Genomic DNA, 20,878 nt, shown 5'->3' on the forward strand with positions numbered 1-20,878 from the left:
AATAGGCCGCAGCTATACATAACTTTTCGGAATGATAACGGCCGATCCTTTCATGGCAGGCTGTTGGGATTGGTATTACACTGGTTTTATTATGCTGAACACCGAGACCCCCGCCCCGCAACACGCTTCCCTGGACCAATACCCCACCACCGAGCTGGTGAATGTGCTGGTCGATGACCAGTTCAAGGCCGTCGAGGCGGTCCGCGCCGCCGCGCCGCGCATCGCCGCCGCCGTCACGGCCGCGCTGCCGCGCATGGAAGCGGGCGGCCGCCTGATCTACGTCGGCGCCGGCACCTCCGGCCGCCTGGGCGTGCTCGACAGCGTCGAGCTGTATCCGACCTTCTCCTGGCCGCACGGCCGCGCGGTGGCGCTGCTGGCCGGCGGTACCGATGCCATGTTCGTCGCCGTCGAAGGCGCCGAGGACGATCTCGAACAGGGTGCGGCCGACCTGCGCAGCGTGAACGTGGGCCCGGACGACGTGGTGCTGCTGATCGCGRCCTCGGGCGCCACGCCCTATGTGCTGGGCGCCCTGCGCGCCGCGCGCGCCGCCGGCGCGCTGACCGTCGGCTTCGCCAACAATCCGGACGCCCCGGTCGCCGGCGAGGCGGAAATCGGCGTCACCCTGGACACCGGTCCGGAAGCCATCTCGGGCAGCACCCGCCTGAAGGCCGGCACCTCGCAAAAGATCGCTCTGAACTCTTTCTCGAGCGCCCTGATGGTGCGTTTGAACAAGGTTTATGGCAACCTGATGGTAGACTTGAAGGCTACCAATGCCAAGCTGGTGCGCCGGGCGATCCGCCTGACCACCTTCGCCACCGGCGCCGACGATGAAACGGCGCGCCAGGTGCTGGAGCAGTGCGGTTTCCACGTCAAGGTCGCCATCGTCGCCCTGTCCAGGAAAATCGAGGTCGAGCAGGCGTGCGCCCTGCTGGACAGCGCGCACGGCAGCGTGCGCGAAGCGTTGGCCGGCTGACCAGTTCAATGACCAGTTAAGCGAGCGGGGCGTGCTGGAAGCGCCCTGCGCCGCCGGTACGCCCCACCACGAAAGAGTTATGCAGAAAACGCAAGCAAAGAACCCGTGGCTGTGGGTACCCTCCCTGTACTTCGGCCAGGCGATCCCCTACATCGTCGCCAACAGCCTGTCGGTCGTCATGTACAAGGACATGGGGATCTCCAACACCGACATCGCTTTCTATACGAGCCTGCTGTACCTGCCCTGGGTGATCAAGCCCCTGTGGTCGCCGCTGGTCGACATGTTCGGCACCAAGCGCGGCTGGACCGTCGCGTTGCAGCTGGCGCTTGCCGCCGGCCTCGGCGCGGTCGGCGCGACGCTTCACTTACCCGCCTTCTTCGTGGTCAGCCTGGCCGTCATGTGGATCATGGCCTTCGCCTCGGCCACCCACGACATCTCGGCCGACGGCTTCTACATGCTCGGCATGCCGCAGGCGCAGCAGGCCGCCTTCGTCGGCGTGCGCTCCACCTTTTATAGATTGGCGACCTTGGCGGGGCAGGGGCCGCTGGTGATCCTGGCCGGCACGCTCGCCGTGTCGCTGGGCGACGTGCACCAGGCCTGGGCCATCGTGTTCTTCGTGCTGGCCGGCCTGTTCTTCGCGCTGTTCGCCTGGCACCAGGCGGTGCTGCCGCGGCCCGACGCCGACCACAAGGCGAGCGAGGGCAGCAATCCGCTGCGCGCCTTCCTGGCCACCTTCGGCAGCTTCTTCGGCAAGCGCGACATCTGGCTGATCCTCGGCTTCATCCTGACTTTCCGCCTGGGCGAGTCCCAGCTGCTGAAACTCGTCGCGCCCTTCCTGAAGGACCCGGTCGAGAAGGGCGGCCTCGGCCTCACCACCGCGCAGTACGGCACCGCCTACGGCACCATCGGCATCGTCGCCCTGACCATCGGCGGCCTGTTCGGCGGCTGGCTGATCTCGCGCTGGGGCCTGAAGCGCTGCCTGTGGCTGATGGTGTTCGCGGTGCACCTGCCGGACCTGGTGTTCGTGTATCTGTCCACCTTCCAGCCGCAGAACTTCGGCGTGATCTCGGGCTTCCTGGCAATCGAGCAGTTCGGCTACGGCTTCGGCTTCACCGCCATGATGATGTACATGATCATGGTCTGCGAGGGCCCGTATAAAACCGCGCACTACGCGATCTGCACCGGCCTGATGGCGCTGGGGATGATGGTGCCCGGGATGTGGAGCGGGAAGCTGCAGGAGATGATCGGCTACCAGCACTTCTTCACCTGGACCTGCCTGGCGACGGTTCCGGCTTTCATCATGGCGGCGCTGGTGAAGATTGATCCGGAGTTCGGGAAGAAGTAGTAGTAGTGCGCCGTCGTCCCCGCGCAGGCGGGGACCCAAGTTTGCCAGCGCAGTCGTAACGCACGCAGAACTTGGACCCCCGCCTTCGCGGGGGCGACGTTCACACGCTAACAAGAAGGAGACAACAACAAGATGCAAGACCCCAAGTCCCGCCTGGCTTCGCTCGACGCCTTCCGCGGCTTCACCATCGCCGCGATGGTGCTGGTGAATAATCCGGGCGACTGGAGCCACCTGTATTCCCAGCTCGAACACGCGAAGTGGAACGGCTGGACTTTCACCGACTGCATCTTCCCCTTCTTCCTGTTCATCGGCGGCGTCGCGATGGCGCTCTCGCTGGGACGCCTGGCCGCGGCCGGCGCCGATCGCCCGCGCCTGTTGCTGAAGCTGGCCAAGCGCGCCGCGCTGATCTTCCTGATCGGCTTCCTGCTGAACTTCATGCCCTACTTTAATGTCGAGAAGGTGCGCATCCCCGGCGTGCTGCAGCGGATCGCGCTGTGCACCCTGCTGGCCGCGCCCATCGTCGTGTATTGCGGCTGGCGCATGCAGCTGGCCATCATCGCCGGCCTGCTGACCCTGTACAGCGTGCTGATGCTGCTGGTGCCCGTGCCCGGCATCGGCGCCGGCGTGCTGGAGCCTGGCCAGGACTTCGGCGCCTGGATCGACCGCTCGCTGCTGGGCAATCACCTGTGGGTGCAAAGCAAGACCTGGGATCCGGAAGGGCTGGTGTCGACCCTGCCCGCGCTGTGCAGCCAGCTGTTCGGCGTGCTGGCCGGGCGCTGGCTGGCAACGAACGTGAACCGCACCGAGCAGACCGTCTGGATGCTGCTGGCCGGCCTGTTGTGCGTGTGGATCGGCGCGATTTTGGACTCCATTCTGATGCCAATTAACAAGAGCTTGTGGACCCCGTCCTATTGCTTCCTGATGACGGGCTGGGCCCTGATCGTGTTTTCCGCCTTTTACTGGCTGCTGGACGTAAACCCTTACACTGCCGTGCGCGAGGCCGCGGCGCGCTGGACCAAACCCTTCGTCATCTATGGCATGAATGCGCTGTTCATCTTCGCGCTGTCGGGATTCCTGGCGAAGATGTTCGGTTTCATTAAATTTACCCAGCCGGACGGCAGCCTGCGTTCGCTGGGGAAAACCTTGTATGCGCCGATCGCCGCGCTGCCCATCGGGCCCCTGAACACCTCGCTGCTGCATGCGGTGCTGTTCAATGCGCTGATGTTCGCGGTGGCCTGGGGCATGTGGCGCAAGAAATGGTTCGTCAAAGTTTGAAAAATATGTGGAGCACCTGTGCAACCTGATCAGAAACGACGCGCGTTCGCGCTTGCGGGAGTCGCCGGCGCGCTGGCGATGAGTGGCCTGTTCTCGGCCTGTACCACGACCCCGGGCGCCGGCAAGATCGCCACCGCCGGCGCAGGCGATGGCGACATGCCGCCGCCGGCGCCGCGCGAATTCCGCGCCGCCTGGGTCTCGACCGTCGCCAACATCGACTGGCCCAGCAAGCAGAACCTGAACGCCGCCCAGCAGCAGGCCGAGGCCATCGCGATCCTCGACCGCGCCAAGGCGTTGAACCTGAACGCCATTATCCTGCAGGTGCGTCCCTCGGCCGACGCCATCTATCCTTCGCAGATCGAGCCGTGGTCGGAATACCTGACCGGGGCCCAGGGCAAGCCGCCGCAACCGTGGTACGACCCGCTGAAGTTCTGGGTCACGCAGGCGCATGCGCGCGGGCTCGAGCTGCACGCCTGGTTCAATCCCTATCGCGCACGCCACAACATCGCCAGGTCGCCGGCCGCGCCGAACCACATCACCCGCAGCAATCCGGCCGCCGTCAAAACCTACGGCAAGTTCGAGTGGATGGACCCGGGCGAGGAATCGGCGGTCAAGCAGACCCTCGACGTCGTGCTCGACGTGGTGCGCCGCTACGACATCGACGGTGTCCACATCGACGATTACTTCTATCCCTACCCGATCGAGGCGCCCAACGCCGCGGCCGGCAACGAGACCGCGCTGAACGGCAAGGCGGCGAAGGCGGAACTCGACTTCCCGGACGAGCCGTCCTGGCAGCGCTACCTGGCCCTAGGGGGCAAGCTGGACCGCGCATCCTGGCGCCGCCAGAACGTGAACCACCTGATCCAGGCCATGTACGAGGGCATCCACAAGGAGAAGAGCTGGGTCCGCTTCGGCATCAGCCCCTTCGGCCTGGGCCGCCCGGACCGCCGCCCGCCCGGCGTCACCGGCTTCTCGCAGTACGACAAGCTGTACGCGGACGCCGAAACCTGGCTGCAGAACGGCTGGCTCGACTATTTCACGCCGCAGCTGTACTGGTCGATCAAGCAGCCGGGCCAGGCCTACGACGTGCTGCTCGACTACTGGCTGGGCCAGAACAGCCAGGGCCGCCACGTCTGGCCGGGCCTGTACACCAGCCGGGTCGGCATCGCGCCGCCGGCCAAGGATTACCAGCCCCAGGAGATCATCGACCAGATCGCCATCACGCGCTCGCGCCCGAGCGCCGGCGGCCACGTCCATTTCAGCATGGTCGCGCTGATGGAGAACCGCAAGGGCCTGAGCGACCAGCTGCGCACGGTCTCCTACGCCACCCCGGCGCTGGTGCCGGCAACGCCCTGGCTGGGCAAGGACAAGCCGGAAGCGCCCTCGGTGGCCGTCACCCGCAAGGGCAGCGCGCTGCGCCTGAAGCTGGCGCCAGGCAAGGGAGACAGCCTGTATGCCGTGTGGTCGCGCTATGGCGGCCAGTGGCGCTTCGCGGTGGTGCCGGCCGGGCAGAACGAGTGGCTGGTGGGTGACGATGCGACTTTGGGGGCGGCGGATCTGGTGGTGGTGAGTGCGGTTGACCGGTTGGGGAATGAGAGCGCTCGGGTGATGGCCTGGAAGAAGGCCTAATCGTTAGCAGTTGCACGTCGTCCCCGCGACACCAGCCACCGTCGTCCCCGCGAAGGCGGGGACCCAAGTTTGCATAAATTTCGATAACTCAAGCAGAACTTGGACCCCCGCCTTCGCGGGGGCGACGGAGCAAAAGTCGCGGGCACGACGGTTCTAGGGCCGCGGGCCGACGTGCTCTCCATAACCTTTACTCATGCGCATACGGCCACCTTTCATTCGCACGCCCCGGCCCGACCGGCGTACACTTCGCTTCGACCATGATTCAAGCCTCATCCTCCGCTGCCACTGAGCTGGGCCTCGGCATCGACGCCGGCGGCACCCAGACCCGCTGGGCGCTCGCTGCGCCGGGCGGCCAGATCGTGGCCGAAGGCACCGTCGCCGGGCTGTCGGCCCTGCAGATGGGCAGTCCGCATGGCCGCGAGACCGTGCGCGCCACCTTTGCCGAGCTGGCCGCCAGCGTGCTGCCCCATGGCGTGCCGGCGCGCGTGCAGGCCGGGCTGACCGGCTTCGGCGGCGAGGGCGAACTGCTGCAGCGCTGGCTGGCCGAGCTGCTGCACATGCAGGCAAGCGGCATCCACTTCTGCAGCGACATGGAAATCGCCTACCGCGCCAGCTTCGCGCCCGGCGAAGGCTACCTGGTGTACGCCGGCACCGGTTCGATCGGCGCCTTCATCGACCTTGACGGCACCTTCCACCGCGCCGGCGGCCGCGGCGTGGTGCTGGACGACGGCGGCGGCGGCTTCTGGATCGCGAAGGAGGCGCTGCGCCACATCTGGCGCCTCGAAGACGAATCTCCCGGCGCCTGGCGCAGCTCGAAGATGGCGCAGGCCGTGTTCGACTACGTCGGCGGCGACGACTGGGCGTTTTCCCGCCAGTTCATCTACGGCCAGGAACGCGGCGCAGTCGGCAAGCTGGCGCTGGCCGTGGCGGCGACGGCCGACCAGGATCCGGCCGCCGCCGCCATCCTGCGCAATGCCGGCGCCGAACTGGCGCGCCTGGCGCGGGCCCTGATTTCCCGCTTCGGACCGCGCCCGGTGGCGGTGTCGGGCCGCGCGGCAGAACTGCACCCGTCCATCGTGGCGGCGATGCGCGAGCTGCTGCCGGCCGGGCTGGCATTCAGCCAGACCTCGGGCGGCGCCCATTACGCGGCGGCGCGCATGGCGCTCGAACCGCCGCCGACCCCTGCTGCATAATAACAAGCATTCAACATTCGACGAGACGAACCATCCATGAAAAGCCTTGCCGCCACCCTCCTGATCGCCCTGCTGGCCGGTTGCGCCACCGGACCGCAGTATGACAAGACCTACACGGCCAAGGGCCAGAGCTCGCGCGCCCGCTTCCTGGTGCTGCACTATACCGTCAGCGACCGCCCGACCTCGATCAAGATCCTGACGCAGCAGGAAGTCAGCGCTCACTACCTGCTCACCGACGAGCCCAGGCCGGTCATCTACAACCTGGTCGACGAGAAGAACGCGGCCTGGCATGCCGGCAATTCGAGCTGGAAGAACTACACCCAGCTGAACAACAGCTCGATCGGCATCGAGATCGTCAATCCGGGCTGGAAGGACACCCCGGCCGGCCGCGTCTACGCGCCTTTCCCGCAGTACCAGATCGACGCCCTGATTCCGCTGGTGCGCGACATCGTCACCCGCAACCACATCGCGCCGGAAAACGTGCTCGGCCACAGCGACATCGCCCCGCTGCGCAAGCAGGACCCGGGTCCGATGTTCCCGTGGAAGCAGCTGGCCGACGCCGGCCTGGTGGTGTGGCCGGACGCCGCCCGCGTGGCGGTGGTGACGCCGATCTTCCAGACCCAGCTGCCGGACGTGGCCTGGTTCCAGAAGAAGCTGGCGGCCTGGGGCTATGGCCTGGTCCAGTCCGGCAACATGGACGAGCAGACCCGCTCCGTGCTGTCGGCCTTCCAGATGAAATACCGTCCGGCGAACATCGACGGCATGCCCGACGTCGAAACCGCCGCGCTGCTGGAGGCGCTGACCAACCCGAGCGGCCCGCTGCCGCTGCTACCTCCAGTGCTGCCGTCGCCGGTGATCACTTCGCCGGTGCCGTCGCCCGTGCTGCCGGCTCCAGCCCCCGCCACGGTCGATCCGGCAGCCATTCCTGCAACACCGCCGGTAAAAGTTCAGCAGTGATGCTTTCCGGCAGCGCCAGTTTTACGTATCCTTTCCCTTTCTGCTCCAAAGGGTGAAGCGATGCGCCTGCGCCATATCGAAGTTTTCCACGCCATCATGCAGGTCGGCACCATCAGCGGTGCCGCCCAGGTTCTCCATATCTCGCAGCCGGCGGTGACCAAGGTGCTGCAGCATGCCGAGCTGCAGCTGGGCATGCCGCTGTTCGAGCGCGTCCGCGGCAAGCTGTATCCGAAGCCGGAAGCGCACCGCCTGTTCGCGGAAACGGAAAAGCTGAACCGCGACCTGCAGGGCATCCGCCGCCTGGCCGCCAGCCTGAAGAACCGCGCCGGCGAGACCGTGCGCCTGATCTCGACGCCGACCATCGCCGTCAGCGTGCTGCCGGCCGCCCTGACGGTGTGGCGCCGCGAGTTCGCCCAGACCCGTTGCGAACTGGCCACCTTCCACACCAGCGAGATCGTCAACGCCCTGCGCCTGGGCGAGGCCGACCTGGCGCTGTCCCTGCACGACCCGCGCCACCCCGGCATCGAGGCCGAAGCGATCGCCGCCGGCAACCTGATGGTGATGGCGCCGGCCGGCACCTGGAGCGAGGCGGAATGCCGCGAGCCGATCACCCCGAGCGCCCTGTCCGGTGAACTGATCGGCCTGGCCGACCGCGACCCGCTCGGCGAAATGGTGGTGGCGGCCTGCGAGGCCCAGGACGTGCATCCGGTATTCCAGACCGTGGTGCAGACCTACCAGATCGCCCGCTCGCTGGTCGAGGCGGGCGCCGGCAGCGCGGTGCTCGACCCGTTCACGGCGGCCTCGGCGGCCAAGGCCAAGGTCCAGTGCCGCCAGTGGGCGCCGGCGATTCCGGTCCAGCTCTACCTGCTGACGGCGAGCCATGCGCCGCTGTCGCACGGTGCGCGCGAGCTGGCAAACTGCATCGGCGCGGCCGCCCGCGCATTGTTAGACAAAGGAACTCAGTGAAAGGTCGACAATGAGCATTACCGGGCCCTTGACGATCGCCAGCGAGGACATCGCCGGCGATCCCGAGTTCCGTCACCTCTCCAGCATCGCCGGCATCGCCGTCGACCTGCGCTACGCCACCCCCGACAACTTCATCGGCCGCGACCTGTACTCGCCCTACGACTGCGCCTGGCTGCACGTCGATGCCGCCGCGGCGCTCGAGCGCGTGGTGGCCTGGCTGAAGGAACAGCGGCCCGGCTGCACGGTGCTGGTGCTGGACGCCCTGCGTCCCCAGCGCGTGCAGCAGCAGCTGTGGGACGCGCTGGAGGGCACCGGCCTGCAGATGTATCTCGCCAATCCGGAGCGCGGCTCGATCCACTCCTACGGCATGGCGCTCGACATCACCATCCTCGACGAAGCCGGCCGCGAGCTCGACATGGGCACCGGCTTCGACGACATGACCGAACTCTCGCACCCGAAGCTGGAAGAAGGTTTCCTGCAGACCGGTGCTCTTACCGAAGCCCAGGTGGCCAACCGCCGCCTGCTGCGCGAGGCGATGTTCCAGGCCGGCTTTGTCGGCATCAACACCGAATGGTGGCATTTCGATTGCGGCGACCGCAACCTGGTGCGCCAAACCTTCCGCCGCGTACTCTGAGTTCTTGCCGCATCCCTGTGGCGCCACGCTGACGGCACCCACGCACGCTTGAGCCAACTCATTCGTCATGCATGAGCAAGCGTAAAAATTGGAGCCGTCACAGACGTCCAACCAACAGGGAGGGTGCATGATGAGAGGCACGGTAAGAGTTATGACGCGGGCTTGCGCGCTGGCCGCCGGACTGTCGGCCGCGCTGGCAGGATGCAGCACCGATGGCGGCAACAACCCGCTGGCGTCGCGCAGTACGACGGTGGAGTACTACCGGGTATTCGACATCAGGACCGACGCTCCCGCGCAATCGGTCACCAAGGCGGCCACCGACGGCATCAACCGCAACGTCAAGGATGCGGTGGTGGCAACGCCTCCCGGCGTCGAGGCGACCGACCTGCCCGGCCACTTCAAGATCGCCGATCCGACCGGCGTGCCGGCGGGTTCTCCGGTGGCCAGGGGCCCCAGTTGCGACGGCGCGGCATGGACCGCCAAGGCAACCCCGCGGGTGCGCGGCACCGAGGACATGAACCTGGTCGCCTGCCTCTTCCCCTACAAGAGCGGCTATCACCTCGACATGGTTGCCGTGTTCACCAAGCCCGAGGGCGGCATCATGCATTGGCCGCGGCGCCTGGGCAGCGTCTTCCTCGGCACACCGGAAAAATTCACCGAGTCGACCATGATGGATGTGGTGCGCGCGATCCGCGAGGGCACCGGCGCGAACGTCTCATTGGTGGAAGCCAGGCCCAACCTGGCCGGCACGCCGTGGATGGAGCCGGGCACGAATACGGCGCAGGGGAACTCGGGCGGCGCCGCATCATTGGCCGGGGCGGCCGGGGCGCCCGCGCAGCCGGGCAACGCGGCGGGGACGGTCAAGGCGAGTTCGGTGCCGCAATAAAGTTTCAAAAACAGGCTAAATTTGAAATTTTATTGCATCAAGTTCAAGCACATCGTCTGCTCGAGCAGGGCCGAACCGGGGCGGATCGGCGCCGGCGTGCCGACGTCGCGGAAGCCCTTGCGCAGGTAGAGCCGGATCGCGGCCTGGTTGCTGCAGACCACGCCCAGGCGGACGCTGTGCGCCCGGATCGAACGCGCCCAGGTCACGGCTTCGTCGACCAGGGCCGCCGCCACGCCACGGCCGCGCGCTTCCGGCGCGACCCACATCTGGAACAGGTTGACGATGCCGGCATCCTCGGCGTCGCACTTGGCCCAGAGCAGGCCGAGCATGTCAGCGACGGCGTCGTCCGGTCCGGCCGATTCCGCGACCAGCGGACAGTCGCGGCCCGAGACGCTGGCCGCGGTCAGGCGCGCCATCCACAGTTCCTGGGCCCAGGCTTCCTCGGCCTGAAAGCTGCTGCCGAAGGCCTCGGGTGCGTTGGCCAGCGAGCGCAGGCGCAGCGCGCGGTAGGCCGGCCATTCGCGCGCTGTGAAGCGCCGGATGCGGATGCCGGCGGGCGTGCCTGCCGATACGGAGGCGGAGGCAGGCACCGGTGCCGGTGCGTCGCCGCTCACGGGCGTTCCAGCGCCGCCGGAGCGGGCGGCATGGGCTGGCGCTGATTGCTGTCCTGGCCCTGCTGCTGCCCCTGCTGGGTGGCTTGCTGGGGCTGGGTCTGGGGCTGGGCCGGCTGCAGCGGCTGTTCGGGCTGAGCCGGCGGCGTCGCCAGCACGCCTTGCGGCGTCGGCTGCGGTCCCGGCGTCGGCTGGCTCGGCGCCGGCTGTCCCGGCACGCGCAGCACCGGCTGGGCAGGACCGCCCAGGCGTGATGCCCAGTCGACCAGGGTGTCGACCACGGCGCGGCCGCGGCCGTTGCTGGCCAGGCTGCTGTTGACCATGGCCACCACGACCAGCGGCTTGCCGGTGGCGTCCGGCACATAGCCGGCCAGGGACACGACGTTGCTGAGGGTGCCCGTCTTCAGGCGTGCGCGGCCGGCAGCCGGGCTGTCGTGCAGGCGGCGGCGCATGGTGCCGTCGACGGCGACGATCGGCATGCTGGACTGAAATTCCGGCGCCCAAGGGCTGCGCAGGCCGGCCTTCAGCAGGCCGCCCATCTGCGCCGGGGTGATACGCTCGGTGCGCGACAGGCCGGAACCGTTTTCGAGCACCAGGCCCTTGTCGTCGATGCCGTGGGCGCGCATCCAGTTGCGCACGGCGGCATCGCTGCGCGAGAAGGTCGTTTCGGCGGCGCCGGCTTGCGGATGGCTGCCCAGCACCGGGTCTGCTTCCAGTGAACCCAGGCTCAGGAAGATCAGGCGCGCCAGCAGGTTGTCGGAAGGTTTGTTCGTATCGCGGACGATTTCCGGCAGCGTGCGCGAGACGTGGGCGGCCAGCAGGCGCGAGTCCGGCGGCGTCGCGCCCTCGACGGCGGTGCCGGAAATTGTGCCGCCGAGCCGTTTCCAGGTAGCACGGAACAGGCGCTCCACGTAGTCCTGGCGGTCGACCACATTGATCGAATAGCTCTGCTCGCAGTTCTTCGGGAACGTCCCGTGCAGCATCACCTTGATGCCGCCGTTCTTCTGCGGCACCACTTCCGGCAGCTTCCAGCCGTCGTCCCACTGCTTGCAGTTGGCGTCGATCAGCTTCATGTCGTGGCCGATGCTCACGCCCTGCAGCTCGGGCTGCATCTGCAGCTTGAGGCGCGAGCCGGTCGAGCGCATGTCCAGCTGCAGCATGTTCTTGTTGATCATCGCCGCATCGGGGATGACGTTGTAATACGCTTCCGGCGATTCGTCGAAGGGCGGCGCGCCGAGGTCGGTGCGCGCCGGATTGAAGAGCTGGCGGTCGACGACGAGCTTGCCCTCGATCTTGCGGATGCCCTGGTAGCGCAGGCTGCGCAGCATGTTTTCCAGCGCTTCGCCCGAGAGGTCGACGTCGGCGCCGCCGCGCAGCACCAGGTCGCCTTTCAGCGTGTCGCCCCGCAGCGCGCCGGTGGTGCGCAGCTCGGTGCGGCCGCGGAACACCGGGCCCAGGGTCTCCAGGCCGACCAGGGTCGACACCAGTTTCATGGTCGAGGCCGGCTGCATGGGGCGGTCCGCCAAGTGGGACAGCACGGTCTGGTCGTCGCGCAGCACCAGCACGCTGACGGCGTCTTCCGCGATGCCGGTGCTGCGCAGCACCTGGGCGACCGGTTCCGGCAGTTGGGCGTGGGCAGGAAGCGCGCCGCTGAAGGAAGCGACGGTGGCGAGGGCGGCGAAGGCGAGCGGGCGGATGCGAAACATGCTGGTCCCTTTATTCATTCAAAAATCAAGCGAAGAACACGTAGGCCACCGAGATGGCGGCGATGATGCCGGCCAGGTCGGCGATCAGGCCGCAGGAAATGGCGTAACGGGTCTTGCGCACGCCGACCGAACCGAAGTACAGGGCGACGATGTAGAAGGTGGTGTCGGCCGAGCCCTGGAAGATGCAGGCCAGGCGCCCGACGAAGGAATCCACGCCATAGGTCTTCATGGCGTCGATCATCAGCGCGCGCGAGCCGCTGCCGGAGAGCGGCTTCATCAGCGCGGTCGGCAGGGCGGGAGTAAAGGCGGTGTCGAGGCCGGCCTGGCGGATCAGCCATTCCAGGCCCTGCACCACGAAGCCCAGCACGCCGGAATTGCGGATCACGGAGATCGCCACCAGCATCCCGACCAGGTAGGGAATGATGGTCAAGGAGGTCTGGATGCCGCCCTTGGCGCCCTCGATGAAGGCCTCGTACACATTCACCTTCTTGCGCAGCGCGCCGACGATGAACACGACGATGATGGTGAACAGGATCAGGTTGCTGGCGACTTTCGAGAAGGTCTCGATTTCCGGCTTGGTGAGGAAGGTCGTCATGTACCACATCAGGCCGGCGATGGCGGCCGTCATGCCGCCCAGCCAGCCGAGCACCACGCCGTTGATCAGGTTGATGCGCTGGCGGATCGACACGGCGATGATGCCGGCGACGGTGGCGACATAGGTCGCGATCATGCAGGGAATGAAGATGTCCGAGGGGTCTTTCGCCCCCAGGATGGCGCGCTGGGCCATGATGGCCAGCGGGATCAGGGTCAGGCCGGACGTGTGCAGCACCAGGAACATGATCTGGGCGTTGCTGGCCGTGTCCTTGTTCGGGTTCAGGCTTTGCAGGCTTTCCATCGCCTTCAGGCCGAAGGGCGTGGCGGCATTGTCCAGGCCCAGCAGGTTGGCCGAGAAGTTCATCACCATGTGGCCGGTGGCCGGGTGGTCCTTCGGCACCTCCGGAAAGATGCGCGAGAAGAAGGGAGAAATGATCTTCGCCAGCCAGCCGACCGCGCCGGCCTTCTCGCCGACGTTCATCAGGCCCAGCCACAGGGTCATCACGCCGGCCAGCGGCAGGGCGATGTCCATCACGCCCATCTTGGCGGAATCGAAGGTGCCGTCGATGATGCGCTTGAAGATCTCGGTATCTCCGAGAAAGATCCACTGGGCCAGCGCCGCGACGAAGCCAACCAGGAAAAAGCCGATCCAGATGTAATTCAGAGCCATGTGATGTAGTCAGGGCGAACGTGCGCTTAATTGTGCAGCGGAGAGTATAGGCGTAGCGCAAGCTGCAAGGATGAAAGAATGCCCCGAGGCTATGTGAAAAAGTTATGTACCGGCGCCGCGGTCGACGTGCGGCATTCCGGACAGATCGGGGGCAGATTGTGCGGATTCACGGAATCGCCGGTGCCATCCCTTTAACGCCAATCTATTTGTGCTTCTAAAACAAGGACTTGGAGAAAGCCCTAACACCTTGATCGCTGGCATGGAAACTGCTCATGCTTTGTTGGCAACGTACCGCAGAGTCGTGCAACAACAATCAATCATCAAGGAGACAGCAATGGCATTCGCCACTCGCATCAAAGCATTCCTGAACGTCAAGACGTTGGCCGTCGCCCTGGCAGCCGCCGCGCAATTCCCGCTGGCCCATGCGGCCGACCTGGTCCGCCTGGGCAACCTGAAGTTCGCCCACTACGGCGCCGTCGCCTACATGAAGGAAATCGCGCCGCAGTACAACCTGAAAATCGAAGAGCGCGTCTTCGCCAAGGGCCTGGACATCGTGCCGGCCATGATCGCGGGCGAAGTCGACGTCTCGGCCAGCGCGCTGGAAGCGGCCATCTCCGGCCGCGCCAGCGGCGTGCCGGTCTACCTGGTGGCCGGTTTCGCCAAGGGCGGCGTGCGCATCGTCGGCCGTCCCGACCTGAACATCCACTCGATCACCGACCTGAAGGGCAAGAAGGTCGGCGTCACCCGCGGCGGCCCGCAGGAAATCCTGCTGTTCGCCGAACTGTCGAAGCACAACATGACCTGGTCGGACAAGCCGGGCAAGGATGTGCTGGTCGTCTACATGGGTTATCCGGACCTGAACCAGGCCCTGCTGACCAAGAACATCGACGCCATGAGCCAGTCCGAGCCTTACTCGACCCAGGCCATCAACAAGAAATACGGCACCGAAATCATCAAGCCCTACGACACCCCGCTGGAAGAGCCGACCCGCGCCCTGGTGATGTCGGAAAAGCTGTACAAGGAACGCCGCGACGTCGCCCAGCGCTTCATGCAGTGCTTCGTGGACGCCACCCGCAAATTCCTGGCCGATCCGAAGCTGGCCGAGAAGTATGTGCGTGAATCCATGTTCAAGAACCAGGTGTCGTCCGAGGATTACCGCGACGCGATGGAAAACGCCAAGTTCACCGACGACATCACGGTCGAACACGTCCAGCTGACCACCGACTACATGATGAAGTACAACGTCGGCCGCATGGCGAACCCGCCGGCCGCGAAGGACTGGGTCAAGCTGGATCTGCTGCAGGCAGCCAAGAAGTCCGCTAAATAAGCAGGGGGTCGGGATGAATCTTCTGTTGCTCCGGCGCCTGGTCCATGGCGCCGCGGTTCCGCTCGCGGCGCTGCTGCTGTGGCAGGGCGCATCGGCCATGGGCTGGGTGAATCCGCAGGTCCTGCCTTCGCCCCTCGCCGTGCTGCATAAATGGGGCGAGTACCTGATGCCCTTGAGCGCCTACGACCCGGCCCAGAGCAGCTATCTGCGCTGGCTGGTGTCCGGCGAACTGCTGGAAGACGCCTACAGCAGCCTGACGCGGGTGCTGGTCGGCTTCGCCATCGGCGCCGGCCTGGCCCTGCCGCTGGGCCTGCTGATGGGTACCAACAAGGCCGTGTATAAACTGTTCGATCCGCTGGTGCAGATCCTGCGTCCGATCCCGCCGATCGCCTACATCCCGCTGTCGATCCTGTGGTTCGGTCTCGGCAATCCGCCGGCCTTCTTCCTGATCAGCCTGGGTTCCTTCTTCCCGGTCCTGATGAACACCATCGCCGGCGTGCACCAGGTCGATTCGATCTATATCCGCGCGGCGCGCAACCTCGGCGTCGGCCCGATGACGATGTTCCGCCGCGTGATCCTGCCGGCCGCCACGCCCTATATCCTGGCCGGTGCGCGCATCGGCATGGGCACCGCCTTCATCGTCGTGATCGTCGCGGAGATGATCGCGGTGAACAACGGTCTCGGCTTCCGCATCCTGGAAGCACGCGAATACTTCTGGTCCGACAAGATCATCGCCGGCATGTTCACCATCGGCCTGCTGGGGCTGGCCATCGACTCCGGCATGAGCGCGCTGAACAACCACTTGCTGAAGTGGCATCGCGGTCTCGACAACCATTAAGGAGACGACATGACAGCCATCCACATCAACGGCGTCAACAAGGTGTTCGCCGGCCAGGGCGGCGAGGTCGTCGCCCTGCGCGACATCAACCTCGAGATCGCCAGCGGCGAATTCATCTGCCTGCTGGGCCCTTCGGGCTGCGGCAAGTCGACTTTGCTGAACGCGATCGCCGGCTTCTCGCATCCGACCTCGGGTCGCATCCTGGCCGGCGACAAGCCGATCCTCGAGCCCGGTCCCGACCGCGGCATGGTGTTCCAGGAGTACGCGCTCTTCCCCTGGATGACGATCGAGAAGAACATCGCCTTCGGCCTGGAAGTGGCGGGCCGCAGCGCCGCGCAGATCCGGGAGCGCGTCGACTTCCTGCTGAACATGCTCAAGCTGCAGGATTTCCGCGCCCGCTATCCGAAGGACCTGTCGGGCGGCATGCGCCAGCGTGTGGCGATCGCCCGCGTGCTGGCGCTGGAGTCGCCGGTCATGCTGATGGACGAGCCCTTCGGCGCCCTCGACGCCCTCACCCGGCGCAACCTGCAGGACGAATTGCTGAAGATCTGGAAGACCTTCGGCACCACCATCGTGTTCGTCACCCACAGCATCGAGGAATCGGTGTACCTGGCCGACCGCACCATCGTCATGACCTACCGTCCCGGCACCATCAAGCGCGACGTGCCGATCACGCTGGAGCGCCCGCGCGATCCGGCCGATCCGGAATTCAACCGCATCAAGCGCATGCTGGGCGAGCTGGTGATGGAAGAGCAGCAGCGCCACGAGAACGCCGAGCGCCTGACCGCGACCGCCGACTGAAGCGACAAGACAAGAAAGAGAACATCATGAGACAAAAAGCCCAATTCCACTGGGATGACCCGCTGCTGCTGAGCCAGCAGCTCACCGACGAAGAGCGCATGGTGCGCGACGCCGCCGCGGCTTACTGCCAGGACAAGCTGCAGCCGCGCATCCTCGAAGCCTTCCGGCACGAAGCCATGGACACGTCCATCTTCCGCGAGATGGGCGAACTCGGCCTGCTGGGCCCGACCATTCCGGAACAGTACGGCGGCCCCGGCCTGAACTATGTGTCGTACGGCCTGATCGCSCGCGAAGTCGAGCGCGTCGATTCCGGCTACCGCTCGATGATGAGCGTGCAATCCTCGCTGGTGATGGTGCCGATCTTTGAATTCGGCAATGAAGAGACCAGGCAGAAATACCTGCCGAAGCTGGCCACCGGCGAATGGATCGGCTGCTTCGGCCTGACCGAGCCGAACCACGGTTCGGATCCGGCCTCGATGGTCACCCGCGCCCGCAAAGTGGACGGCGGCTACTCGCTGACCGGYTCCAAGATGTGGATCACGAATTCTCCGGTCGCCGACGTGTTCGTGGTCTGGGCCAAGGACGACGAAGGCGCGATCCGCGGCTTCGTGCTGGAAAAGGGCTGGAAGGGCTTGAGCGCTCCGGCGATCCACGGCAAGTTCGGCCTGCGCTCTTCCGTCACCGGCGAGATCGTCATGGACGAGGTGTTCTGCCCGGAAGAAAACGCCTTCCCGGAAGTGCGCGGCCTGAAGGGGCCGTTCACCTGCCTGAACTCGGCCAGGTACGGCATCGCCTGGGGCGCGCTGGGCGCGGCGGAAGACTGCTGGCACACCGCGCGCCAGTACGTGCTGGACCGCAAGCAGTTCGGTAAACCCCTCGCCGCGAACCAGCTGGTGCAGAAGAAGCTGGCCGACATGCAGACCGAGATCACTCTGGGCCTGCAAGGCTGCCTGCGCCTGGGCCGCATGAAGGACGAGGGCACCGCCGCCGTCGAGATCACCTCGATCATGAAGCGCAATTCCTGCGGCAAGGCGCTGGACATCGCCCGCGTCGCGCGCGACATGCTGGGCGGTAACGGCATCTCGGACGAGTTCGGCATCATCCGCCACATGGTCAACCTCGAGGTGGTCAACACCTATGAGGGCACGCACGACATCCACGCCCTGATCCTGGGCCGTGCGCAGACCGGCATCGCGGCCTTCTGATCCTTGCCTCCCGGGCGGGCACGCATGAGATACTGCGCGCTCGCCCGGGGCCGCTGACCCGGGAGTCATGTGGACAGGAATGCAATGGCTTTGCGCAGTTGGAGATCGAATCGGAAGCTCGGTGCCGCCTTCGCGGCATGCACGCTGGTGCTCGTCACCGTGTCCGCCTACGCGATCGTCAAGAGCCGCCACCTGAACGAGCTGCACCGTACCCTGGCCTCGCGGGCCGAGGTCTATGGTTCCACCATCGGCGGCGTGATCGACCGCTACGAATTCCTGCCGCTGGCGATCGCCCAGAGCGACCTGGTGTCCGCCCTGCTGGAGCATGAGGGCGGCGTGTCCGCGGGCGAGGTGAATGCCTACCTCGAACGCATCAACCGGCGCGCCGGCGCCTTCGCCGTCTATGTGATCGGCCTGGACGGCACCACGCTGGCCTCGAGCAACTGGAAGGAGCCGACCTCCTATGTCGGCCAGAACTACGGCTTCCGTCCCTATTTCAAGCAGGCCGCCGCCGGCGGCACCGGCCGCTATTACGGCATCGGCGTGTCCACCGGCGAGGCCGGCTATTTCATCGCGCAGCCCGTGTGGCGGCACGAGCGGGTGATCGGCGTGGCCGTCGCCAAGGTCAACCTCGACTGGCTGGAGCGCTCGTGGCGCTCGCACGGCGGCAGCGAGCAGATCCTGGTCAAGGACGGCAACGGCGTGATCCTGCTGTCTTCTTTCGAGGGCTTCAAGTTCAAGCTCGAGGCGCCGCTGTCCGAGGCCGCCCAGCGCAGCATCCGCGAGCAGCGCCAGTTCTACCGCGAAGACCTGACCTTGTTGCCGCACCAGGTGAGGGAGCGTTTTGCCGACGGCGCCTCGGTGCTCTCCTTCGACAATCGCACCGACTACCTGGCGGTCAGCCATCGACTGGCGCCGCTGGAGTGGGACATCACCGTGCTCGCCGAACTCGACCAGGTGCGGGCGGCGGCCAGGAATGCGGCGATTGCCGCTGCCCTCGGCTGGGCCTTACTCATGCTGGGCGCCCTGTATGCCGGCCAGCGCCGCAGCCGCGTCCGCGACCGCCTGAATGCCCAGCAGGCGCTGTCCCAGGCCTATGCCGAACTCGAGGTCAAGGTGGCCCAGCGCACCGCCGACCTGCAAAGCGCCAACCTGCGCCTGCAGGCCGAGGTGAGCGAGCGCGAACGCGCCGAGCGGACCCTGCGCTATGCCCAGTCCGAGCTGGTCCAGAGCGGCAAGCTGGCGGCGATCGGCCAGATGGCGGCCGGCGTCACCCACGAACTCAACCAGCCATTGGCGGCGCTGCAGACCTTCTCCGACAATACCCGGGTGCTGCTGGCGCGTGGCCGCATCGACGACGCGCTGGACAACCTGGCCACCATCTCCGACCTGGTCAAGCGGCTCGGCTACATCACTTCGCAACTGAAGGGGTTTGCCCGCCGCAGCGACGACGGCAAGCAGTCGGCCAGCGTGCGTACCGCCTTTGCCCAGACCATGCTGCAGATCCGCACCCGTCCGGGCAGCGAACGCCTGGCGCTGACGGAGGCGTGGCCCGACCGGGATGTGATCGTGCCCTGCAATCCGATCCGGCTCGAACAGGTGTTCACCAACCTGGTGTCGAACGCGATCGAGGCGGTGGCGGCGCCGGGCGAAGTGCATATCGCCGTCGTCGTGCGGCAGGACGGGGAGCAGGTCACGATCGAGGTCAGCGACAACGGTCCGGGCGTGCCGGTATCCCTCATCGACCGCATCTTCGAACCCTTCTACACCACCAAGGAACAGGGACTGGGACTCGGCCTGTCGATCAGCGCCGGCATCGTCCGCGCCGCCGGCGGCGCGCTGACGGTCCGCAACCGCACCGCGAGCGAAGGCGGCGGCGCCCAGTTCATCATCAGCTTCACCTGCCATAGGGAATCCCATGCTTGAAACCAGCTCCGACGGCATGCAAGTGCTGTACGTGGAAGACGATGCCGTGGTCCGCAAGGGCGTGCGCCAGGCGCTCGAACTGGCCGGGCTGAACGTCATCGCCTGCGCCACGGCCGAGGAGGCGCTACCCCACCTGTCGCCGGCCTTCCGCGGCATCCTGCTGAGCGACGTCAGGCTGCCGGGCATCGACGGCCTGAAGCTGCTGAAGATGGCGGTCGAGAAGGATGCGACCCTGCCGGTGATCCTGGTGACCGGCCATGGCGACGTCTCGATGGCGGTCGACGCCATGCGCCAGGGCGCCTACGACTTCATCGAGAAGCCGTTTTCCACCGACCTGCTGCTCGAAGTCTGCCGGCGCGCGCTCGACAAGCGGCGCCTGGTGCTGGAGAACCTGGACTTGCGGCGCCAGCTGGACAACCGCGCCGGCATCGAGGCCCGGGTGATCGGCCGCAGCAGCGCCATGACCCGCGTGCGCCAGCTGGTGCTGAACCTGGCCCCCAAGGATGCCGACGTGATCATCCTGGGCGAAACCGGCACCGGCAAGGAATTGATCGCGCGCTGCCTGCACGAGTTCAGCGAACGCAGCCAGCATCCCTTCGTGGCCCTGAATTGCGGCGCCCTGCCGGAGTCGATGTTCGAATCGGAACTGTTCGGCCACGAGGAGGGCGCCTTCACCGGCGCCCAGCGCCAGCGCATCGGCAAGATCGAGTATGCCAACGGCGGCACCCTGTTCCTCGACGAAATCGAAAGCATGCCGCTGGCGCTGCAGGTCAAGCTGCTGCGCGTGCTGCAGGAACGCAAGGTCGAGCGGCTCGGCTCGAACCGCCTGATTCCGGTGAACTTCCGCGTCATCACCGCGGCCAAGGAAGACCTGGCGGCGCTGGCGGAGCAGGGCAGCTTCCGCGCCGACCTGTATTACCGCCTGAACGTGGCCAGCCTGACCCTGCCGGCCCTGCGCAACCGGCGCGAGGACATTCCCTTGCTGTTCGAATTCTTCGTGCTGCAGGCGGCGCGGCGCTACGGCCAGCCGGCCCCGCTGGTGGGCGAGGAGCTGCTCCATGCGCTGATGGCGCATCGCTGGTCCGGCAATGTGCGCGAACTGCAGAACGTGGCCGACCGCTTCGTGCTGGGACTGCTCGACGATAGCCTGGCGCCGGCCGAAGCCAGGCGCGAAGTCTCGCTGGCGGAACAGGTCGACGCCTTCGAGCGCTCGATCATCGAAGAGGCGCTGCGCCGCCATGGCGGTAACATCATCGATGCCGCGCAAAGCCTGAACATCCCGAAAAAGACCCTGTACGACAAGCTGAAGCGTTTCGACATCTCCACCGCGCAATTCCGCTGA

General features: G+C 66.3%; 18 protein-coding genes. 15 read left to right on the plus strand and 3 right to left on the minus strand.

The features are described 5' to 3' along the window. Positions 1-91 precede the first annotated feature (91 nt). From murQ to AB4Z32_RS07025, 9 genes are all read left to right on the plus strand, one after another. A complete protein-coding gene (murQ, locus tag AB4Z32_RS06985) occupies positions 92-973 on the plus strand; it encodes an N-acetylmuramic acid 6-phosphate etherase (RefSeq protein WP_441935201.1) in 882 nt (293 codons plus the stop codon). Positions 974-1,052: 79 nt separating this feature from the next. Continuing rightward, the gene (locus tag AB4Z32_RS06990) at positions 1,053-2,318 is read left to right on the plus strand and encodes an MFS transporter (RefSeq protein ID WP_441935202.1); all 1,266 of its coding nucleotides are present in this window, start codon (positions 1,053-1,055) and stop codon (positions 2,316-2,318) included. Between the two features lie 132 nt (positions 2,319-2,450). Beyond that, a complete protein-coding gene (locus AB4Z32_RS06995; RefSeq protein WP_441935203.1) occupies positions 2,451-3,593 on the plus strand; it encodes an acyltransferase family protein in 1,143 nt (380 codons plus the stop codon). Between the two features lie 78 nt (positions 3,594-3,671). Continuing rightward, positions 3,672-5,222, plus strand: coding sequence for a glycoside hydrolase family 10 protein (locus AB4Z32_RS07000; RefSeq protein ID WP_442121288.1), 1,551 nt, complete (start codon positions 3,672-3,674; stop codon positions 5,220-5,222). A 257-nt stretch (positions 5,223-5,479) separates the two neighbouring features. Beyond that, on the plus strand, positions 5,480-6,415 hold the full coding sequence (locus AB4Z32_RS07005; RefSeq protein WP_441935204.1) for an N-acetylglucosamine kinase: 936 nt from the start codon (positions 5,480-5,482) through the stop codon (positions 6,413-6,415). 36 nt (positions 6,416-6,451) lie between these two features. Beyond that, complete coding sequence (locus AB4Z32_RS07010; protein WP_441935205.1) at positions 6,452-7,372, plus strand: N-acetylmuramoyl-L-alanine amidase; 921 nt, start codon at positions 6,452-6,454, stop codon at positions 7,370-7,372. A gap of 60 nt (positions 7,373-7,432) precedes the next feature. Then, a complete protein-coding gene (locus AB4Z32_RS07015) occupies positions 7,433-8,338 on the plus strand; it encodes a LysR family transcriptional regulator (protein WP_441935206.1) in 906 nt (301 codons plus the stop codon). A 10-nt stretch (positions 8,339-8,348) separates the two neighbouring features. Next, on the plus strand, positions 8,349-8,972 hold the full coding sequence (locus AB4Z32_RS07020; protein WP_441935207.1) for a M15 family metallopeptidase: 624 nt from the start codon (positions 8,349-8,351) through the stop codon (positions 8,970-8,972). A 151-nt stretch (positions 8,973-9,123) separates the two neighbouring features. Beyond that, positions 9,124-9,858 (plus strand): hypothetical protein, encoded by a 735-nt coding sequence (locus AB4Z32_RS07025; RefSeq protein ID WP_441935208.1) that lies wholly within the window; start codon positions 9,124-9,126, stop codon positions 9,856-9,858. Between the two features lie 29 nt (positions 9,859-9,887). Here the strand turns inward: AB4Z32_RS07025 and AB4Z32_RS07030 are convergent, their stop codons facing one another. Genes AB4Z32_RS07030 through AB4Z32_RS07040 form a run of 3 tightly spaced genes read right to left on the minus strand, consistent with a single transcriptional unit; the run spans position 9,888 to position 13,439 of the window. Further along, positions 9,888-10,472, minus strand: coding sequence for a GNAT family N-acetyltransferase (locus tag AB4Z32_RS07030; protein WP_441935209.1), 585 nt, complete (start codon positions 10,470-10,472; stop codon positions 9,888-9,890). After that, positions 10,469-12,175, minus strand: a complete 1,707-nt coding sequence (gene dacB / locus AB4Z32_RS07035; RefSeq protein ID WP_441935210.1) for a D-alanyl-D-alanine carboxypeptidase/D-alanyl-D-alanine endopeptidase — start codon at positions 12,173-12,175, stop codon at positions 10,469-10,471. Before dacB ends, AB4Z32_RS07030 begins: the two co-directional genes overlap by 4 nt. A gap of 25 nt (positions 12,176-12,200) precedes the next feature. Next, positions 12,201-13,439, minus strand: coding sequence for a nucleoside recognition domain-containing protein (locus AB4Z32_RS07040; protein ID WP_441935211.1), 1,239 nt, complete (start codon positions 13,437-13,439; stop codon positions 12,201-12,203). A 334-nt stretch (positions 13,440-13,773) separates the two neighbouring features. Here AB4Z32_RS07040 and AB4Z32_RS07045 point away from each other — a divergent pair, with 334 nt between their 5' ends. The 6 genes from AB4Z32_RS07045 to AB4Z32_RS07070 all read left to right on the plus strand — a co-directional run bounded on the left by AB4Z32_RS07045 (position 13,774) and on the right by AB4Z32_RS07070 (position 20,878). After that, positions 13,774-14,766: an ABC transporter substrate-binding protein gene (locus AB4Z32_RS07045; RefSeq protein WP_441935212.1), complete on the plus strand. Its 993-nt coding sequence runs from the start codon at positions 13,774-13,776 to the stop codon at positions 14,764-14,766. A 97-nt stretch (positions 14,767-14,863) separates the two neighbouring features. Beyond that, on the plus strand, positions 14,864-15,604 hold the full coding sequence (locus tag AB4Z32_RS07050) for an ABC transporter permease (RefSeq protein ID WP_442121289.1): 741 nt from the start codon (positions 14,864-14,866) through the stop codon (positions 15,602-15,604). A 9-nt stretch (positions 15,605-15,613) separates the two neighbouring features. Continuing rightward, a complete protein-coding gene (locus AB4Z32_RS07055; RefSeq protein ID WP_441935213.1) occupies positions 15,614-16,405 on the plus strand; it encodes an ABC transporter ATP-binding protein in 792 nt (263 codons plus the stop codon). Between the two features lie 26 nt (positions 16,406-16,431). Continuing rightward, positions 16,432-17,610: an acyl-CoA dehydrogenase gene (locus tag AB4Z32_RS07060; RefSeq protein ID WP_441935214.1), complete on the plus strand. Its 1,179-nt coding sequence runs from the start codon at positions 16,432-16,434 to the stop codon at positions 17,608-17,610. Between the two features lie 84 nt (positions 17,611-17,694). Beyond that, positions 17,695-19,536, plus strand: coding sequence for a sensor histidine kinase (locus tag AB4Z32_RS07065; protein ID WP_441935215.1), 1,842 nt, complete (start codon positions 17,695-17,697; stop codon positions 19,534-19,536). After that, complete coding sequence (locus AB4Z32_RS07070) at positions 19,529-20,878, plus strand: sigma-54-dependent transcriptional regulator (protein WP_441935216.1); 1,350 nt, start codon at positions 19,529-19,531, stop codon at positions 20,876-20,878. The genes AB4Z32_RS07065 and AB4Z32_RS07070 overlap by 8 nt, the downstream gene beginning before the upstream one ends.

Source organism: Massilia sp. 2TAF26 (genome assembly GCF_052115005.1).
Classification (GTDB): domain Bacteria; phylum Pseudomonadota; class Gammaproteobacteria; order Burkholderiales; family Burkholderiaceae_D; genus Telluria.

Excerpts from the sequence above, each read along its gene's own strand:
- AB4Z32_RS07000 (WP_442121288.1), top strand. The coding sequence starts at position 3,672 with ATGAGTGGCCTGTTCTCGGCCTGTACCACGACCCCGGGCGCCGGCAAG.
- AB4Z32_RS07045 (WP_441935212.1), top strand. The coding sequence starts at position 13,774 with ATGGCATTCGCCACTCGCATCAAAGCATTCCTGAACGTCAAGACGTTG.
- AB4Z32_RS07055 (WP_441935213.1), top strand. The coding sequence starts at position 15,614 with ATGACAGCCATCCACATCAACGGCGTCAACAAGGTGTTCGCCGGCCAG.
- AB4Z32_RS07015 (WP_441935206.1), top strand. The coding sequence starts at position 7,433 with ATGCGCCTGCGCCATATCGAAGTTTTCCACGCCATCATGCAGGTCGGC.
- AB4Z32_RS07010 (WP_441935205.1), top strand. The coding sequence starts at position 6,452 with ATGAAAAGCCTTGCCGCCACCCTCCTGATCGCCCTGCTGGCCGGTTGC.
- AB4Z32_RS07065 (WP_441935215.1), top strand. The coding sequence starts at position 17,695 with ATGGCTTTGCGCAGTTGGAGATCGAATCGGAAGCTCGGTGCCGCCTTC.
- AB4Z32_RS07025 (WP_441935208.1), top strand. The coding sequence starts at position 9,124 with ATGACGCGGGCTTGCGCGCTGGCCGCCGGACTGTCGGCCGCGCTGGCA.
- AB4Z32_RS07005 (WP_441935204.1), top strand. The coding sequence starts at position 5,480 with ATGATTCAAGCCTCATCCTCCGCTGCCACTGAGCTGGGCCTCGGCATC.
- dacB (WP_441935210.1), bottom strand. The coding sequence starts at position 12,175 with ATGTTTCGCATCCGCCCGCTCGCCTTCGCCGCCCTCGCCACCGTCGCT.
- AB4Z32_RS07040 (WP_441935211.1), bottom strand. The coding sequence starts at position 13,439 with ATGGCTCTGAATTACATCTGGATCGGCTTTTTCCTGGTTGGCTTCGTC.
- AB4Z32_RS06995 (WP_441935203.1), top strand. The coding sequence starts at position 2,451 with ATGCAAGACCCCAAGTCCCGCCTGGCTTCGCTCGACGCCTTCCGCGGC.
- AB4Z32_RS07020 (WP_441935207.1), top strand. The coding sequence starts at position 8,349 with ATGAGCATTACCGGGCCCTTGACGATCGCCAGCGAGGACATCGCCGGC.
- AB4Z32_RS06990 (WP_441935202.1), top strand. The coding sequence starts at position 1,053 with ATGCAGAAAACGCAAGCAAAGAACCCGTGGCTGTGGGTACCCTCCCTG.
- AB4Z32_RS07070 (WP_441935216.1), top strand. The coding sequence starts at position 19,529 with ATGCTTGAAACCAGCTCCGACGGCATGCAAGTGCTGTACGTGGAAGAC.
- AB4Z32_RS07050 (WP_442121289.1), top strand. The coding sequence starts at position 14,864 with ATGGGCTGGGTGAATCCGCAGGTCCTGCCTTCGCCCCTCGCCGTGCTG.